General features: G+C 40.2%; 18 protein-coding genes. 13 read left to right on the top strand and 5 right to left on the bottom strand.

The window, feature by feature from the left end:
* Nucleotides 1–429 precede the first annotated feature (429 nt).
* The 12 genes from FZC78_RS20165 (at nt 430) to FZC78_RS20110 (ending at nt 10,680) form a co-directional block, all read left to right on the top strand.
* Entirely contained in the window at nt 430–861 is a 432-nt protein-coding gene (locus FZC78_RS20165; protein WP_148941896.1) for a DUF6526 family protein, read from the top strand.
* An 827-nt stretch (nt 862–1,688) separates the two neighbouring features.
* The gene (locus tag FZC78_RS20160; RefSeq protein ID WP_148941895.1) at nt 1,689–2,615 is read left to right on the top strand and encodes an ABC transporter ATP-binding protein; all 927 of its coding nucleotides are present in this window, start codon (nt 1,689–1,691) and stop codon (nt 2,613–2,615) included.
* Nucleotides 2,612–3,703 (top strand): ABC transporter permease, encoded by a 1,092-nt coding sequence (locus FZC78_RS20155; RefSeq protein WP_148941894.1) that lies wholly within the window; start codon nt 2,612–2,614, stop codon nt 3,701–3,703. Before FZC78_RS20160 ends, FZC78_RS20155 begins: the two co-directional genes overlap by 4 nt.
* A 307-nt stretch (nt 3,704–4,010) precedes the next feature.
* Nucleotides 4,011–5,048: a serine hydrolase domain-containing protein gene (locus tag FZC78_RS20150; RefSeq protein ID WP_148941893.1), complete on the top strand. Its 1,038-nt coding sequence runs from the start codon at nt 4,011–4,013 to the stop codon at nt 5,046–5,048.
* 136 nt (nt 5,049–5,184) lie between these two features.
* Nucleotides 5,185–6,084 carry an aminoglycoside phosphotransferase family protein gene (locus FZC78_RS20145; protein ID WP_148941892.1) on the top strand — a complete coding sequence of 300 codons (900 nt, stop codon included), beginning with the start codon at nt 5,185–5,187 and terminating at the stop codon, nt 6,082–6,084.
* A gap of 144 nt (nt 6,085–6,228) precedes the next feature.
* On the top strand, nt 6,229–6,525 hold the full coding sequence (locus FZC78_RS20140) for a hypothetical protein (RefSeq protein WP_148941891.1): 297 nt from the start codon (nt 6,229–6,231) through the stop codon (nt 6,523–6,525).
* 15 nt (nt 6,526–6,540) lie between these two features.
* Complete coding sequence (locus FZC78_RS20135; protein WP_148941890.1) at nt 6,541–6,822, top strand: hypothetical protein; 282 nt, start codon at nt 6,541–6,543, stop codon at nt 6,820–6,822.
* A gap of 222 nt (nt 6,823–7,044) precedes the next feature.
* Nucleotides 7,045–7,251, top strand: a complete 207-nt coding sequence (locus FZC78_RS20130) for a hypothetical protein (protein WP_148941889.1) — start codon at nt 7,045–7,047, stop codon at nt 7,249–7,251.
* A 49-nt stretch (nt 7,252–7,300) separates the two neighbouring features.
* Complete coding sequence (locus tag FZC78_RS23920; protein ID WP_187445034.1) at nt 7,301–7,462, top strand: hypothetical protein; 162 nt, start codon at nt 7,301–7,303, stop codon at nt 7,460–7,462.
* Between the two features lie 1,061 nt (nt 7,463–8,523).
* Nucleotides 8,524–8,985: a GNAT family N-acetyltransferase gene (locus FZC78_RS20120; protein ID WP_148941887.1), complete on the top strand. Its 462-nt coding sequence runs from the start codon at nt 8,524–8,526 to the stop codon at nt 8,983–8,985.
* 87 nt (nt 8,986–9,072) lie between these two features.
* Nucleotides 9,073–9,516: an NUDIX hydrolase gene (locus FZC78_RS20115; protein WP_148941886.1), complete on the top strand. Its 444-nt coding sequence runs from the start codon at nt 9,073–9,075 to the stop codon at nt 9,514–9,516.
* Nucleotides 9,517–10,248: 732 nt separating this feature from the next.
* Nucleotides 10,249–10,680 carry a MarR family winged helix-turn-helix transcriptional regulator gene (locus FZC78_RS20110; RefSeq protein ID WP_148941885.1) on the top strand — a complete coding sequence of 144 codons (432 nt, stop codon included), beginning with the start codon at nt 10,249–10,251 and terminating at the stop codon, nt 10,678–10,680.
* 236 nt (nt 10,681–10,916) lie between these two features.
* Here the strand turns inward: FZC78_RS20110 and FZC78_RS20105 are convergent, their stop codons facing one another.
* The 5 genes from FZC78_RS20105 to FZC78_RS20090 form a co-directional block, all read right to left on the bottom strand.
* The gene (locus FZC78_RS20105) at nt 10,917–11,342 is read right to left on the bottom strand and encodes an organic hydroperoxide resistance protein (protein WP_148941884.1); all 426 of its coding nucleotides are present in this window, start codon (nt 11,340–11,342) and stop codon (nt 10,917–10,919) included.
* A gap of 321 nt (nt 11,343–11,663) precedes the next feature.
* The gene (locus FZC78_RS20100; RefSeq protein ID WP_148941883.1) at nt 11,664–12,290 is read right to left on the bottom strand and encodes an HD domain-containing protein; all 627 of its coding nucleotides are present in this window, start codon (nt 12,288–12,290) and stop codon (nt 11,664–11,666) included.
* Between the two features lie 411 nt (nt 12,291–12,701).
* Nucleotides 12,702–13,946 carry a DUF418 domain-containing protein gene (locus FZC78_RS20095; protein WP_148941882.1) on the bottom strand — a complete coding sequence of 415 codons (1,245 nt, stop codon included), beginning with the start codon at nt 13,944–13,946 and terminating at the stop codon, nt 12,702–12,704.
* Between the two features lie 90 nt (nt 13,947–14,036).
* A complete protein-coding gene (locus tag FZC78_RS23915; protein WP_187442785.1) occupies nt 14,037–14,198 on the bottom strand; it encodes a hypothetical protein in 162 nt (53 codons plus the stop codon).
* Between the two features lie 201 nt (nt 14,199–14,399).
* Nucleotides 14,400–15,665 (bottom strand): ATP-binding protein, encoded by a 1,266-nt coding sequence (locus FZC78_RS20090; RefSeq protein ID WP_148941881.1) that lies wholly within the window; start codon nt 15,663–15,665, stop codon nt 14,400–14,402.
* Between the two features lie 193 nt (nt 15,666–15,858).
* Between FZC78_RS20090 and FZC78_RS20085 the strand changes: the two genes are divergently transcribed.
* A complete protein-coding gene (locus tag FZC78_RS20085; protein WP_148941880.1) occupies nt 15,859–16,686 on the top strand; it encodes an SPL family radical SAM protein in 828 nt (275 codons plus the stop codon).
* Nucleotides 16,687–16,688 lie beyond the last annotated feature (2 nt).

Here is a 16,688-nt window from a genome sequence, read left to right as displayed (position 1 = left end):
TTCCCATTTTTTCGCAGAGGATATAACAAAAAATCGTATTAGATCGTGGGCTGATAACTTCCTGGCTGTGTCTTCATACCCCCACTTCTCACAAAGGTCGGCTACTTCCTCATCCGTAATGAAAGTTTGAAGAATCTCAGAAAGTTTGTTAAAGTTAGTCAATGAAACCACTCTCCTTTTTGTGTTGTTAGCGGTAACAATCATTCTAAAGGAGGGTGGTTTTTTTTGTCTAATGAAACCGTTTATTTTACATATTGTGGTTAATCAACACCCGTGGACTGTCCCTTTTGTTGCTTTAATGTAGTGGAGTGTTTTTTTCATCAGGGTCAAGGAGAGCGAGCATAATCCATGGTTTTATAAATACAGCTGCACTCATATTATGAAGGGATAACACAAATAAGCTAGAATAAGATAGAGGGACAGGGGGTAATGACAATAAAACAAGATTATAAGAATCATACACAGGCAGATCCGCTCTTTATAGGAGGAATTGGCCTGCTTTCGCTTATTGCGTTCATTTTATCGATTGTATTCTTCTTCCAAAACGTGGGGGACCAGTGGCTGCTGAGCGTGATTGTATTATTGTTTGCACTGATTTTTTTATTTGTGACAGTGAGGCTGAGAGGGTATGCCCTGAAGCTTCAGGATCGGATCATTCGTGGAGAAGAGAACTTCCGGTATTATCGATTGACTGGGAATCTAGTAGATTCCAGGCTTTCACTGAAGCAGGTGATCGCCCTGCGTTTTGCGGATGACGCAGAGTATCCTGAATTAGTGGCGCGTACCTTATCGGAGAACCTTTCACCGGATGAAATTAAGAAGGCAGTACAAAATTGGAAAGAGGACCACCACCGCGTATAATGAGGAGGGAAGCAGCTTATAAGGGGCTGTTTTCTTTTTTTGAGGCACTTTATAAACCCGGTGAGACAGTCGGAGCTGACCAGGGAATTTTCGCTTTTTAAATAGGGGAACAAATTTCCCTTAATTACTAAATAGAACGGAAAAAGGCTTAAATAGAGGAAAAAAGTTCCCTTATAGGCCTTAAACACTAGTAAAATAGGTGTTTTCCTATAAATAAGGGAAAAAAGTTCCCTTATTTACCCTGAAATGAGTGTGAATCTGCAAATAGCGGAAAAATGTTCCGTTATTTCTCTCGGGGACATTTACCCGTCGGCTCTGCCTAGGTCGCTTCCATTTTTTAAAAAATAAGGGAACAAATTTCCCTTAATTATTAAATAGAACGGAAAAAGGCTTAAATAGAGGAAAAAACTTCCCTTATTTACCCTGAAAAGAGAGCGAATCTGCAAATAGCGGAACAATCTTCCCTTATTTCTCTCGGGAACATTTGCCCGTCGGAGCTGACCTGGGCACTTCCACTTTTTTAAATAGGGGAATAAATTTCCCTTAATTACTAAATAGAACGGAAAAAAGCTTAAATAGAGGAAGAAAGTTCCCTTATAGGCCTCCAACACTAGCAAAATAGGAACTTTCCATTAGATAAGGGAAAAAACTTCCCTTATTTACCCTGAAAAGAGAGTGAATCTGCAAATAGCGGAAAAATGTTCCGTTATTTCTCTCGGGAACATTTGCCCTTCTGGTCTGCCCCACCCACCAGGAGTAATCTTTGCCAAAATAGTGATAGAAAAAGCTTTATAAATCAATCAACTGCAATCCTAAGGAGGTTTGTCATGAATAATGAAATAATGGTAGATGTTCAGAATCTTGCGAAGCGCTACGGCTCGATTACGGCTGTGAATGGAGTGGCTTTTCAAGTGAAAAAAGGAGAAATATTTGGCCTGCTTGGACCCAATGGTGCCGGAAAGACCACGACAATTGAAATGCTGGTTGGCCTCCGCAAGCCTGACGAAGGAACAGCTGTATTGGCAGGGTTCGATGTCCGAAAAGAAGTGAACAAGGTCAAAGAGGTGATTGGCGTACAGCTTCAGTCCACCTCCTTATTCGAATTATTGAAAGTAGACGAAATTCTGCACTTATACGCCAGCTTTTATCCGAATAACGTCAATATCAACGAATTAATAGAGGATATGCTTCTGACTGAAAAGAGGAAGGACCGGATTAAAGGTCTTTCAGGCGGACAAAAGCAGCGGCTTGCTATTGCGCTGGCTTTGATTCATGATCCGGAAATAGTGTTTCTTGATGAACCGACGACCGGTCTCGATCCGCAAGCGAGGAGAACTCTGTGGGATATTGTACTGCATTTAAAGGAGCGGGGAAAAACAGTGATTCTTTCCACTCACTATATGGATGAGGCGCATGTGCTCTGTGACCGCATCGGTATCATGGATCAAGGGGAATTAATCGCTCTCGATACACCAACTAACCTGGTGAAAAAATTGCAGTCGACCAGCACAGTGGAATTTCACCTGAATAATCCTCCTGAAAAAGACTGGTTCATGGCGATGGAGGGAGTCGGCGAAGTGTCCATCAAAGATACCTTTGTCCAGCTGTATACGGACGATCTGCAGCTGGCCTTGACCTCCCTGATTCATGCGTCCGAGCAGCATCAATTTAAATTTGAGGATCTTCAAACACGCTTGGCGACATTGGAAGATGTCTTTATCCATATGACAGGAAGGAGCATCAGAGAATCATGAGAGCATATTGGCAGTTAACATTGGCGCAGCTCCGTATTTTTGCACGAAATAAGCAGGTGCTGCTCTTCACGTTGCTTTTTCCCATCATCTTAATGCTGGCGCTGGGTTCGCTTGTTGGAAAAGAAAATTCTGTTTCTTTGTCCGCCGGGGTGGTCGATCTCGATCAAACCGCTGCATCCAACGATATAAAGGACCTATTTCAGCAAAATAAAGCCGTGGAAACAGAAAGTTTTGAAACTGTAAAAACTGGTAAAAAGGCTGTTGAAACCGGAGATATCCAGCTTCTTATTGAAATACCAGCAGGATATGAAGAGAATCTGAAGGGAGAGAATCCAGCCTTCTCGCTTCCGGTTTATTATAATGAAAAAAACCTCGAAAACGCCGAGCTTGGCTTCACGGTTATAAATGGAATTATTGATCAATACAGCAAAGACCTTGTGGATTATCAACCACTCGTGACTGTTGAAAAGGTTGGCATTGAGGCTTTGAACCTCCGTTACGTCGATTTCCTTGTGCCAGGGATTGTCGCGCTGATGATTTTGAATAACAATATGAATGGCGTTGCAGGCCAAATCTCAGCGTGGCGTGAGAGAGGGATTCTTCGCAGGATGCAGGGAACAAGGTTAAAAGCTTCGACTTTCATTGCGGCCCAAATCTCAGCCAGGCTGGTGCTTAATGGGACACAGGCACTGTTGGTCGTCCTCTTCGCTAATCTCATCTTCGGCATCAATGTCGCAGGCTCATGGCTCGCCCTAATTTTCTTCATCGTACTCGGTACCCTGACCTTTATGTCACTTGGCTTCGTCATTGCCGGTATGGCCAAAAACCCTGAAAGCGCGGGCCCGATTGCTGCATTTGTTACATTTCCCCTATTGTTTCTGGGAGGAGTATTTTTTCCAGTCAGTGACATGCCGGAAATGGTTCAACCGGTTGTTAACATCCTTCCCATTGCCCATCTAAGCTCAGCTTTGCGGGAGACAATGAATCTGGGAACACCGTTTTTGGAGCTAGGGACGGAAACTCTGATTCTGGGTGTGTGGCTGGTTGGCGGATTTATACTTGCCAGTTATGTGTTTAAGTGGGAGTGACCATCAATATTCCCGTGGATAAATAGGATGATAGGGTACACCTAAATTGTGGATAAAAGTGTAATATAGCATAGCAGATAGCACCCCAATATCGACGTTGACAATAGAAGTTGTCATCGCGCGATTTAGGGTGCTATTTTTTTTTTTATTTGGGATGCGGTTAAAATTGCCTCAAGAAAATTCAAGGATTTATAACATTATATGGTAAAATATAGTTGATAGTTTTGTTGAAAAAGTAATTATATCTCCAAATAAATAAATCAGAACATATTGTGTTTTCATAATTAAGTTACCCAGGGGGAAATTAATGAAAGTGAAAAACATCAAGATTGAAGAACGAATGGAACATTATAATGTAAACGGCCTAAGTATTGCGTTGTTTGAAGAAGGTCAAATCAGCGTAATAGACAACTATGGTTTGCTTGAAGTAAATAGTGATAGAAAAGTAAGCGATGATACTATTTATAGTGCGTGTTCCATTAGTAAATTTTTAACTGGTATGGTAGTAATAAAATTACTAGAAGAAAGGTATCTTGATTTAGATGAAAATGTAAATGATAGACTTGTAACTTGGAAAGTGCCTGAAAATGAATATACCCAAAATAAAAAAGTTACTTTAAGAAATTTACTTAGTCATCAATCTGGTATTAAGGATCCCGAAGGCAGTTTTTCTAAACTAAATTCAAATATAGCTGTTCCTTCAATAGTTGAATTGTTAGAGGGAAAATCACATTATTGTAATGTTCCTATTGCAGTTCAATTTGAGCCAGAGCGTGAATTCCATTACTCAGATGCAGGCTATTGCATTATTCAGCAACTAATAGAGGATGTAATGAAAAAGCCGTTTTATCGAGTGGCAGATGAGTACATATTTAAACCACTAGGAATGGAAAGCAGCTTTTTAAATTTAACAAGGATAGAGAGAAAGAAAAAAGAATTGTCTTGCGGCCATAATAAAATGGGTGAATTGGTAGAAGGGAAATATCCTATCTACCCTTATCCGGCAGCTTCAGGATTATGGACGACATCATTAAATTTGACCCTATTAGTTCTTGAACTAATGAATGCTTTAAAGGGAGAAAGTAAAATTGGAATTTCAAAAAGTTCAGCTCAAGAAATGATAAGTTCTCAAAGAGGAAAAAGTTGGACTGGATTAGGCGTATTTCTAGATGGCTCCGAAAAAGAATTAGAAATTACTTCTATGGGTTGGGGAGTAGGTTTTCAATGTATGATGGTGGCGTACCCGCACAAAGAGAAAGGTGCCGTTATTATGACGAATGCAGAATTAGGTGTTCATCAATTGGAGGGGATTATTGGAGAGATTTATAAATCTCTAGTATCTTAACGAGCGTGCCGTTCAAGTATAAGGGGCTTATCCGAAGAGGATGAGCTTCTTTTTTGTTTGAAACTTTTTATTGAGTAAGTTGCTGATATTTGAAATAATTGGAATTGAGGGGATGTAACTTGGAGGTTTGTAACAAATGAAGGTAAATCAATTGATAGATATCATAAAAAGGACAAATCCGGATATCCAAATTAATGAAATACAGACAAACACCAATGGGTGGGATAATGACATTCTCATTTTAAATAATAAGGTTGTTTTTAGATTTCCAAAGTCAAAAGAAGTTGCAGTAAAGGTTAAAGATGAGGTGTCCTTAATAAACCGGTTGCAATTAGAAAACCCTTTGGTAAAACTGCCTAAATATGAATCTGTTTACTTGGATGGAGAGTTTAAAGGTGTGAGATATGATTATTTAGAGGGTGATTCTTTAAGTGATTTTGAAGTGATTAATTTAATAAAACCACAGAATGCAGAAATTATAGGAGACTTCCTTACAAAACTGCATAGTATTAACTTATCAGAATTTAAAGGGGCAAAGATATTACCTATCCACACCAAGGAATATTGGGAAGACTTATATAACTCTGTTGAGGCTTTAGTTTTTCCTTGCATTAAACAGTCACAGAAAATAGAAATCAATAACCTCTTTAATGACTTCTTTAGTAATTCAAATTTTTCAACAACCAAAAAGGTATTGATCCATGGAGATTTGACAATAGCCAATATCTTATTTCAAAAGGACAAAGGACTTGTAAGTGGCATCATTGATTTTACAGATGCTCAGGCAGGAGATCCTGCCTTTGATTTTGCTGGGTTATACTGGTCTTTGGGTCCAGATTTTACAGCAGAAGTACTATCTTATTATCAGGTTAAAGACAATGGGTCCATCTTTAATAGAGTACAGTCCTTCTATGGCTTACAACCGATATTTCATAATTTGCTCTATGCAATTAAAGAAAATCATTATGTCGATTGGGAAACAGCGCTAGACAGATTTTCATATCTTAATTCTATAAGAAATGAAAAATTTAAATAACTTTAGCCAATATAGATGCATAAGGGGCTTATTCAGTTTGTGCAGGTTAGTGAAAGAAGGTACTTAACCTAATGAGCAGGAATATCAAAAGGAATAAGCATTTAGTTGTTCACGTTATAAATAAAAATATTCGGAGGAATAGATATGTGGTTGGTATTAGGGGTTATGGCAATAGGAGTAACCTTTATAAATCTTTATATGTTCGCAGCAGGAAAGGACTATAAGCTTGCTATGGCGATGGGATTATCCTTTACTGCATTAACACTTTGTGCAGAGCACAGTTTTTTATCGGAGTTAGTAATAAGAGAAGATTTGTCAGCTTTAAGTGAAGTGCCAAATTATGATAGGGAATTATGGTTTTTAACAATAGCTTCTATCTTACTGAATATAACTCCAATATTTTTAGAACGAAAAGCCAAGAAAAAGTTAGAGAGTAAATAGTAAGGGGGAGTTCAGTTGGACGAGAAAAAACGCAGATTATCATTGACAGGTGCAATTGTTATCTTAAGTATCTGTCTACTAGTTTCAGCCTTTACCATCTCCAGTGCGATAAGGGATTCATCAAGGGATGGCAGCCCAGAGCCAGAAGAGCAATATCGATATGAGTTTATTTCAGCGAATGAACAAAATGTGATCCTATTTGATAAGAAAACGGGAGACTACTGGAGGAAGTTTATTGAACCAAACGAAGGGCCAACTGAATGGGAAAAGCAGCCCTCTCCACTTGAAATTCAATAGGGAGTTGTACGATTAGGGGGATTGCTTTAAAAAGCAGTGCCCTTTATTCTTCTAATAAAATTTTTATTGAGAATTTCAAATAAAGAAATCCGGACTACTCTGGAAAAAAACGGGATCTTCGAAACTTAAGTAAATGAGTATCGTCTAATTATTAACGTAATTACCAGCGACGGAACTTAAATTGCTTGGTTTTCGTCCAAAAGTATAAAGGGGGAATAATCAGTGAAGGAATTTGGTGAGAGTTTGAAATATGCTGGAATCATTTTAGGGGTATCAATGCTGATTTTTTTAGCAGAGGGTTATGCTAGTGGCTCATACAACTGGAACACCTTCTACCTATTTTTTATGGGAGCTGTTTTTGGTAACAGTGTTGGTTTGATGAGAAATAAACAGAGTTTTAGCGGAAACTTGAAACGAAATTTAAAATAGGGATGGAAATGTAGTTCTGTTATAGATGGCGTGGCTAAGGAGGCATTGTGTGTCAAAAATTAGTGAGGAAACACAGCTCCCAAAGGATATAGAAAACGATAAAGAGGAACCAATAACTCAAAAAGAGGCTTTAGATGGATGCGCCGGTTGCTCAGCTTTTGGATGTTTGCCATTTGCTTTAGGTATAGCTTTAATTATTAAACTTTTTTGACTTGATTGGCTGCTCAACATCTTTGAAGTAGTTGGTGGCCTTTGTTTAAGTACTAGGTAGAACATAAACAGAGCAATCAGAAGAGGTGGATTTTGTTATTTTTTTGTTGAGGAAGCCCATGAAAAAGCTATTGAACCTTATAAGAATGGAGGGATTCACATTCAAGAAACAATTAACAAACGGGGCGTTTGTTGAACAAGCTGAGAAGCCTTGGCTTTAAAAAGGGTAGTTACCAAGGGAGTCTTAAAGAAAATGAAAAAGGTGCTTTTTTGAGGTGAAATCTTTTGAATGGTTTATATTTCTTCTATTATTCTTATATTCCCTGCTAATGTTTTATTTTGAAGTATCATTATATTCCTTGTTACCTCCAGAAGAAGGGGGAATGAGTTTTAAGATAGAATTAGAGGTTGTTTGGTATCGTTCCAAATGGTTTTACGCAATGATCATAATTGTTTTGATTCAACAAAGGGGCTTTAGCAGAGGAGCTGTGATTTTAAAGTGAGGAGACGATTTGATGGTTAGTTTATTAAATAACTTATTTCAAGCATCGGCAATAATACTGCTACTATGTTCAATCTATTATTACAGACACTTTAAGAAAATTAAAAGGGATAGAAAACTAACTTTAGTTGAACTTTCAATTTATATTACAACCCAAGCTGCAATTTATCTTTGTGCAGGTAGTTATCTGCTTCTGTTTTTAAATCGGAATTTTGGTTAGAAGTTCTTCGGAAAACGGGGGCATTTGCTGAACAAGAAGGATCCTTCCTTCAAAAAGACCTGCAAGTGTCAGTATCTACGGCTAAAGGCGCAAACTAAATAATTGCATTTAAAGTTATGGCGGGAGGTTTATTTGATTTGCGAATCCAGAATTAGATATCTCTGCCTCTCCCCCTTGAGTAAAGTACTCCAAACTGAAGAAAGGCCGACATGTACAAAAGCTTTCTAAACAAATTTATTGATGGATAGCGTGCTGATTGGGAACTGTTCATTAGCTCTCATATCTTCAATTATTGGGGCAGCAAAGCTGAATTAGAAAAATATATGAGAGGTGAAATTAAATGAATATCAGACTTGCTGAAGCAAAAGACATTAAACAATTAATAAAAATGAGATGGGATAATACCATTGAGTTTGATGAGAGCAAAAAAAATGAGTCCTATGAAGAGTTTGAAAGGGAATGTCAAAGATTCTTAGAGAATGCACTAAAAAGCAGCCAGTGGTTTATTTGGGTTGCTGAGGATAAGGGAAAAATTGCCTCCCATATATACATAGAATTATTGCAAAAAGTGCCAAGGCCAGGCAGGGTTACCCATCCATTTGCTTATATGACCAATGTATACACCATTCCAGAATATCGAAATGGAGGTGTTGGAAGTAAAGTATTAAGTACAATAAACGATTGGATAAGAAAGAATGAATATGAGTTTGTCATTGTATGGCCAAGTGATGAAGCTATTAATTATTATAAGAAAAATGGGTATGTTCATTGTACTGAGCCAATGGAATACTTTCCTTCGTGAATGGTGGCGTCTGCTGGATAAGAGCCTCCTTTTGATCAAGTAGGACAGAAATGTTTAAGAAGAATTGAGAGTCTAGGTGATTTGATCATGGATATTATTACATTTGGAAAAAAGGAAGAAGGCAAAGAGTACATATTAAGACCTGCTGTTTACTGCGTAATGTTCAATAGCCCGGGCGATAAAGCAGCTATTATTCAAACAGGTGATGGTAAGTACTTTCTTCCAGGTGGTGGCATAGAAGGTAATGAGTCACACGAGCAATGCTTAAAGAGAGAAGCCTTAGAAGAAATGGGAATGGACATTAAAATGGTTGATTTTATAGGATGTGCTAATAGGTATTTCTACTCTACAAATGAATGTAAGTATTATTTAAGTGAAGGCTATTTTTACAGTTGCGAATTTATTAAAAAATTTAGTAAGCCCATAGAGGAAGACCACCTCTTAGAATGGATTAAACCCTGCCAGGCTATTAATAAATTATTTCACGAACATCAAAGTTGGGCAATAAATGAAGCTCTGAAGCAATTGTAGAGAATTCAACTATCAGAGGGCGTTAGTAAGAACAACGCATTAATAACAAAAAGCTTGGGGCCTCCCAAGCTTTTTTTATTGTGTTAATTGCACTGTTAATCCGCTTTATAAAACTACTTAGGAGACACCTCGTTCCTGTTAAATGCTGCTAGCGGCTGCAATGTAGCCTGACGCTTTTTTCCTCGGAGTCCAATAGTATTCTAAGTATGGAAAAGGAGCGGATCACAAAATGATAGATGAAAGCGATGATGAGAAATGAACCCAATGCCAGAAAGGAAAATTTTACTGAAATGGGCAAGCTCCAGTCTTTAATTAAGAAACCTGTTATAACGACAACGAGCTGATGCCGGAAATCACAAAGAAGATGGGCATGATCCAGGTACCGATCAGGAGGGAGAACGCCAGAATCGCAGAGTTGTCCAATTCATTATTTTCACATGCCAATCAAAGGGGTTAAAAAACATTGAGCAATGATATAAAAAAACAAGCAGAGTGGCTGTGACCTTCAACCAATCCAAATCGTATCTTCGAGCAGCCGGCAGCTTATCCATAATAGAATCTCCTTTTTGAACTCTATTCGGCAGGGGAAGGAGGTTTTCTTTCTAAACATAGTGGCTTTCCTTTCAAGTTTCCTTAGATCCTTGTGTGTCCTTAATCCTTTTAAAAAGTTTTATTTTACAGGGGCGAAGAGGTATAGTAGTAAGAGAAACTTTATCGAAGAGTTGGTGTACGATGGAAAATGAATTTGAGCAGTTGAAGCTGGAGAACCAGATCTGCTTTTTGTTGTATGCGGCTTCAAGGGAAATGACGAAGCAGTATAAACCTATTTTGGAAGACCTGGATGTAACGTATCCTCAATATTTAGTGCTGCTGCTGTTGTGGGAGCATGAGAGCCTGACGGTTAAAGGAATGGGCGAGAAGCTGTTTTTGGATTCGGGGACACTCACCCCGATGCTCAAGCGGATGGAGGAGCAGGGACTTCTTGTCAGGGAGCGGTCGGACGAAGATCAACGCTCCGTTTTGGTGAAGCTGACCTCCGAGGGACAAAATCTTAAGCAAAAAGCGGCGGACATCCCCGGGCGCATATTATCACTAGCGGGCAGCACGGAAGAAGAGAATAAAGTGTTGAAATCCTCACTTCTGCGGCTGTTGAATAACCTTTAATCAAACGTTTGATTAACAAAAGCGAAACCGCCTTGATCAGCCCCGACAGGCAAATGTTCCAAAGAGAAAAAAAGGTGTTCTTCCTTTTATTCTCTTTGGGTTATTTGACCCCGAGGGGCTAGGCGGTGCAGCTGGACGGAACAAAAGCGAAACCGCCTTGATCAGCCCCGACAGGAAAATCAACAAAAAAAGTTCACGACTCCTGATGGAATCGTGAACTTTTTACTATTTTAGATTTACTCTACAACTTCCAATTCAACATCGATGTTGCCTTTAGTTGCTTTGGAGTAAGGGCAGAATTCATGTGCTTTGTGTACAAGGTTTTCTAAAGTATCACGGTCGACGCCGGTACCTTTCACTTGCAGCTTCACCGCCAGCTTGAAGCCTTGATCCTCTTCGTCTTTCAATAAGCTTACGTTGGCAGTTACTTCAGAATCGAAGGATACTTTTGCTTTCTTGGCAATCAGTTGAAGAGCGCCGTCAAAACAAGCTGCATAACCTGCTGCGAATAGCTGTTCAGGATTTGTTGCTTCCGGAAGTTCTTTCTTCCGTGGTGTTCCCGGCATTGCTAACTGAAGATTGATGTTGCCCTCTGATGATTCTACACGGCCTTCACGTCCACCGACAGCTGATACGGATGTAGTAAATAATGCGTCTGACATATTACATCTCTCCTTTTAGTGTTTTTCTGTGTAAATTAAGTTGTGCACAATTTAATTTTACACAATTAAAATTTATAGTCAATGATTTGGATTGTGCAACTCTCACCCTTTATACATATAGTTAACACTGGGCGAGAATTTAAACCTTTATTTGCCTATCGGGTGAAAAGGGGGAAGAAATCTTTTCACAAAGGTTTACTTATTGCACCGAGACAAAAGACTCCGTCGTTTGACGAGTCTTTTGTCATCAGATTAATCTTTATTAATGGCCGGGTTGTTGAAGGAGGTTTTTAATCCGTTGAGCTATACCTGCCATTTTAATTATTTTGTCAGGACACTATTCTTAATGAGTTCCGTATCCTTTCCAGCTTCCTTTAATTTTATTTCCGCTTCACTCTCAATTAAATCCTTTAACAGTTGCAGAGTTTGGTCAAACTCTACATGTTTGCCCATCAAAAAGCTCATACCATGCTCAATTTCTAACCAAGTTGATAAATCAGCTTCATTATGTTGAAGTTGTGCTTCTAATTTATCCAAGGCATTTGCGACTTTCGCTTCGTATGTCTCTTTATTTTCAAACTCGAACCATAGATCATATAAATCGTTTCCTAATGAATTTCCTAATGTATCCCTTATCTTTTCTATTGATTTAATCTCATTCAATGCTTTGAGTTCCTTAGCTGCAGGGTTATCCATCGTATCAAAGGCAGGGATGTCTCCGGCCTCAGCCTCCACCAAATCGTGGATGGTAATCATTTTTAGTAATTTGGAGGTATCTACCTTCTGTTCTAAATAGGGTTCTATTAATATAGCCATTAAGGTAACCCTCCAAGTATGCTCAGCTACACTTTCTTGTCTGCCATTAGACAGCCAACTGTGCCTCATTTCAGATTTTAATTTCTCTCCCAATTTGATTATTTCAAGTATTTTTAAAAGGTTTGTTTTCATTTCCAGTTCCCCCAATAATATTGTTTCGTCCATAAATAACTATTCAGAGAGTAGTTTATTTATGGAGGATATTACTTTATTCCAATTATTTCAAAAACGGGCAGCTTACTCAAGATAGGTTTCAAATAAAAAGGCTGTTTTGATAAAGGTTGCAGCTTTCGGAGAAATCTCAAAAACAGAATTAAAAAAGGTGGAAACCCTAAGAATAGTAGTTTCATATTATTCCATTAAGATAGGCTTTTGGCAGAAGAATCTCACCAGAATGGCTGCCAGTTGCACGGTTAATGCTTTGAAAATCTTGAGATAATAAGAAACTGACCTATGTTAGTTCATAGGTCAGTTTTAATGTCATTGATACAAAGGGCTCCCGAAAATCGGAGCCCTTTATTTAGAGTGAAGCCGCTTTCTCTTCTATAGTATTCCGCGGTTATCCACAGGTCCAGGTGCTGGGTTTTTCTTTTTCATCGATTGGAATTTCCCGTATGTGAAGGATCTCCACAGCCATTCGAATGGACCGAATTGGAATTTCTTCAGCCAGAAGTAACTGATAATGATTTGGGCGCTGAAGATTGCCAAGGCGATAAGGGTGCCGGCCCACAGGCTGACTTCTTCGTATAAATCCAACCCGACGAAGATCAAGACACAGATGATGGATTGAGACAGGTAATTTGTCAGTGCCATCTGGCCAGCAAATCCAAGGGGGCGCAATCGTTTTTGCCATTGATTCTTCCTTAAGAGCAGTGTCAAAGCCGAGATATAAAAGAAGCATAAAGTCACTCCGCTCAAACTTGTAAACACTTGAACGTACGTTGAATTTTTAACGCCCTCGCCGAAGATTTCCAGTTTATAAAGCGCCAGCAGTGCGACAAGCGGAATGCTGATCAGGAATGAGATGGTCCTAATCTTGCGTATAAGTCCCAAATGCTGTGTATCCGGCCGGAAGATGCCTGCCTTTCCTGCTGCTAAACCGAACAGGAACATGGCAAGAACGGGAATCATTGCTGGAATGGCATTGAAAATGAGCGGAACGAGTTCAGCTCCGAGACGGTAGGAAATCAGTTCTCCGTAACCTGCTGTCGTATAAGCGTCGACATACTCATCATATTGGGCATTGTAGGCAGTAACGTTCATTTCTTGAAACTCCTCCAGCAGTCCGCTGGGAAGTAACAGCGTCAGGCTGAACAAAGCATTGATCACTAGCAGCAGGCTGAAGGCCCAGATGATCATCGTCTTGATCTTTCTTTTATAGAAAGCCAGCAGCAGAAGTCCGGTTAGTGCGTAGGTATGCAGGATATCCCCGAACCACAAGAAGATGAGGTGGGCGGCGCCGAATAGGAACAACCCCAGAATCCTCCGAAGGTAAAGCGGTGTTACTTTAAGCTCTTTTTGCTCAGCACGGCTCATGAAGATATAGAAGCCAAGTCCGAACAGAAAGGAAAATATCGTGAAAAACTTCATGTCGATGAATAAAGCGAAAAATAAATCAATCCAATAATCTACCCCTGACAAATCTGCTTCTACAGCATTGAATGATCTCAAAAATTCAGCAGAGTGAAAAGCGGGCATGTTCACCAGGAAAATTCCAAATAGGGCAAACCCCCTGATGATATCGATCGTAACAATACGATCACTCCCTAAAATAGGTGACGAATTCATGATCTTTTCTCCTTTTCTAATATGTATATATTCTTAGATATGTTGAAAGCCGGATTTCATGTGGAAATCCTTTGAACCCAGCATCCTCTCTTATTTATATTCCGGAACGAATGCCATTCCCGCAAACAACAGAATTCCTCCTGATATCCGTAAAGCGCGGACATGGCTGAATTCTGGAAAGAAAACGACGGAGCTGACCAGTAGAAAAGCTCCTATGAGAAAGAGTGTGATTCCTATGTATTTTTTTATCATGGGAAATCCTCCGTAAATGAATATAGTGAAATTATCTCTTTATTCTCATATTTTGGCAATGGAATTTTGAAAAATCATAGGATGGTATTCTGGGAGGCTGTCCGGGGCCATCCGTAAAATCCACGAAAAAAAAAGCGAAAGACAACATGCCGTTTCGCTTTTTAGAATAAGCAGGAACTTCTGAACAAGGCGCTTGCACTATTAATCCGATTCAGCCAGGGGAAGTTCGATTGTAAAAGTCGTGCCCTTATTGATCTCGCTTTCGACTGTAATATCACCGCCAAGGCTCTTGATGATGCTGTAGGAAACCATGAGACCCAAGCCAGTTCCGCTTTGTCCTTTTGTCGTGAAATAAGGCTGTCCAAGCCGGCTGATCTGCTCCTTATCCATCCCGACTCCGTTGTCTTCAATGCACAATTTCACTTTTCGGTTGAAAATAAATGAAGTGACGGATATTTTTCCTCCTGACGGTACCAGGGCTGCCGCTTCTATGCTGTTCAATAAGAAATTCATGAAGGCCTGCTGAAGTCCTTGCTTATCAGCCCATATTTCACAGTCTGCCAGATCAGAAACTAATGCAATGCTGTGCTGGTTGGCCAGGGGCGTCACTACTTGCAGAACGTAATGAAGCTGATCTTTCATATTGAGATTTTCTACTTTTTCAGAGTGAGGTTTGGCGAATGCCAAATAATTCGATATCAGGCTTTTGGCTCGTTCCAGCTCACTTATGGAGATCTCGATATACTGCTTTTTTTGTGCGTCCTGTTCGGTTTGCTGAAGAAGCTGGAGAAAGCCGAAAACCGTTGTTAAAGGGTTTTTCAGTTCATGGTTGAAGCTGGCTGACAGGTGGGCAACCATTTCATTTTTCTCCGCAACCAGCGTCTTCTCTTTGTATTGAAGGCTTCTGGTGAGCAGGAGGATGACGATCATGACAACCATCGAGCTAATAAGAGTCAATGAGAAATCAAACATCCACACAATTACGAGCTCTGGTGTGAGCTGGAAAAGGAACAGGCCGGTCACCCCTGTGATCAAAGGGGAAATGAGTGTGAGGCCTGTTCCCGTCAAGAATTTTTTTCTGAACGACAAAGAGTGATACGATTTAAAAAGCAGGATAGCGGCTAACACCTCTGCTCCATTCCCAAGGATGGTCGTGTAAATCCCCAGTCCCCCAAGGCTCAGCCTGTAAAGAACCGTAACCGCATACAGGCCTGCCCCCACCAGCGGTCCGCCATATATGGTGCCGAATACCAAGGGGATATCCCTTAAATCCCAAATCAGCCCCTCGCTCAGGGAAGTGGAAAATCTGATGCATAAGATAATGACAATTGAAAAGGTAAGGAAGATCAGCAGCTTATAATTTTTTCTGTAAAAATCTTTTAGTTCCGTTAAGAAAACAATAGTCAAGCAGCTAATCACAATCAACAAGAAATTAATAAGGAGATCATAGTACTGAAAGTTATCCATTTTTCCATCCTTCTACTAACATTTTGCGCGGATTATCACAACGGCGGCCGCATGAAAGATGAATGGCAGGGTGCTTGGAGGTTTGTGGATAAAATTGGATGGCCCCCGCTGCTTCTTCACGTTGCGGTCTTTTCTATATAATAGACACTATTAACATTATTTTAGAATCTTAACCGGTGAGGGGGAGAAGGACATGAAGCCGGAACTGAAAGATATTGTCTCCAAAAGCATACTGACGCCTGGAAGAGGGGCGATCGATAACTTTACTCATTCACTGAATCCCTACGCCGGCTGTGTTTTTGGGTGTAAATACTGCTATGTCAGGCAGATGCCGATTTCCCTTTTTCGTGAACAAGAATGGGGAACATGGGTGGATATCAAAACCAATGCAGCCGAAGTCCTCAGAAAGGATCTCGCTAAAGCGAAGAAAAAAGGGCCGGTCACCCTGTTCATGTCTTCCTCCACCGATCCTTATCAGCCGATTGAAGTGAAAACCAGGCTGACGAGGAGCCTGCTGGAAGTCATGCTGGAGGAGATGCCGGAGTTCATTCATCTGCAAACGAGGTCTCCTTTAGTTAACAGGGACATGGATCTATTTAAACAGTTTGGGGATAGAATCAGAATCTCCATGACGATAGAAACCGATAAAGAAGAGGTGCGAAAAGCGTTCTCTCCAACGGCGCCGCCGATTCCTGCCAGGATGTCTGCGCTGAAAGAACTGACAGAAGCGGGAATCATGACACAAGCCACCATCGCGCCGCTCCTTCCATGTTCGAGAGAGTTTCCGGAAAAATTAAAGAGGATTGCGAAAAGAGTAACCATCGATGACTTTTGGATGGGGGACGGAAGCGGCGGAAGAAGGACTGCCAAGCTTGGAGTCGAGGAGATCTATAGACAGCTCGGGTTGGAGAAATGGTACAATCCGACAGCCTATAAAGTCGTGCTGAAGATGCTGCGGGACGAATTCCAAGATACCGGAATAGAGATCGGGGTTTCAAAGAATGGTTTCAGTCCGGGCTGAAA

The organism is Rossellomorea vietnamensis, assembly GCF_008180415.1.
GTDB lineage: Bacteria > Bacillota > Bacilli > Bacillales > Bacillaceae_B > Rossellomorea > Rossellomorea vietnamensis_C.
Note: the sequence above shows the minus strand (reverse complement) of the source record. Positions and strands in the feature narration are given on the sequence as shown.

What these genes read in the sequence shown, in the direction of transcription:
- FZC78_RS20165 (WP_148941896.1), top strand. Translation starts at nt 430, where the DNA reads ATGACAATAAAACAAGATTATAAGAATCATACACAGGCAGATCCGCTC.
- FZC78_RS20105 (WP_148941884.1), bottom strand. Translation starts at nt 11,342, where the DNA reads ATGTCAGACGCATTATTTACTACATCCGTATCAGCTGTCGGTGGACGT.
- FZC78_RS20110 (WP_148941885.1), top strand. Translation starts at nt 10,249, where the DNA reads ATGGAAAATGAATTTGAGCAGTTGAAGCTGGAGAACCAGATCTGCTTT.
- FZC78_RS20160 (WP_148941895.1), top strand. Translation starts at nt 1,689, where the DNA reads ATGAATAATGAAATAATGGTAGATGTTCAGAATCTTGCGAAGCGCTAC.
- FZC78_RS20120 (WP_148941887.1), top strand. Translation starts at nt 8,524, where the DNA reads ATGAATATCAGACTTGCTGAAGCAAAAGACATTAAACAATTAATAAAA.
- FZC78_RS20140 (WP_148941891.1), top strand. Translation starts at nt 6,229, where the DNA reads ATGTGGTTGGTATTAGGGGTTATGGCAATAGGAGTAACCTTTATAAAT.
- FZC78_RS20095 (WP_148941882.1), bottom strand. Translation starts at nt 13,946, where the DNA reads ATGAATTCGTCACCTATTTTAGGGAGTGATCGTATTGTTACGATCGAT.
- FZC78_RS23915 (WP_187442785.1), bottom strand. Translation starts at nt 14,198, where the DNA reads ATGATAAAAAAATACATAGGAATCACACTCTTTCTCATAGGAGCTTTT.
- FZC78_RS20150 (WP_148941893.1), top strand. Translation starts at nt 4,011, where the DNA reads ATGAAAGTGAAAAACATCAAGATTGAAGAACGAATGGAACATTATAAT.
- FZC78_RS20155 (WP_148941894.1), top strand. Translation starts at nt 2,612, where the DNA reads ATGAGAGCATATTGGCAGTTAACATTGGCGCAGCTCCGTATTTTTGCA.
- FZC78_RS20085 (WP_148941880.1), top strand. Translation starts at nt 15,859, where the DNA reads ATGAAGCCGGAACTGAAAGATATTGTCTCCAAAAGCATACTGACGCCT.
- FZC78_RS20115 (WP_148941886.1), top strand. Translation starts at nt 9,073, where the DNA reads ATGGATATTATTACATTTGGAAAAAAGGAAGAAGGCAAAGAGTACATA.
- FZC78_RS20100 (WP_148941883.1), bottom strand. Translation starts at nt 12,290, where the DNA reads ATGAAAACAAACCTTTTAAAAATACTTGAAATAATCAAATTGGGAGAG.
- FZC78_RS20090 (WP_148941881.1), bottom strand. Translation starts at nt 15,665, where the DNA reads ATGGATAACTTTCAGTACTATGATCTCCTTATTAATTTCTTGTTGATT.
- FZC78_RS20145 (WP_148941892.1), top strand. Translation starts at nt 5,185, where the DNA reads ATGAAGGTAAATCAATTGATAGATATCATAAAAAGGACAAATCCGGAT.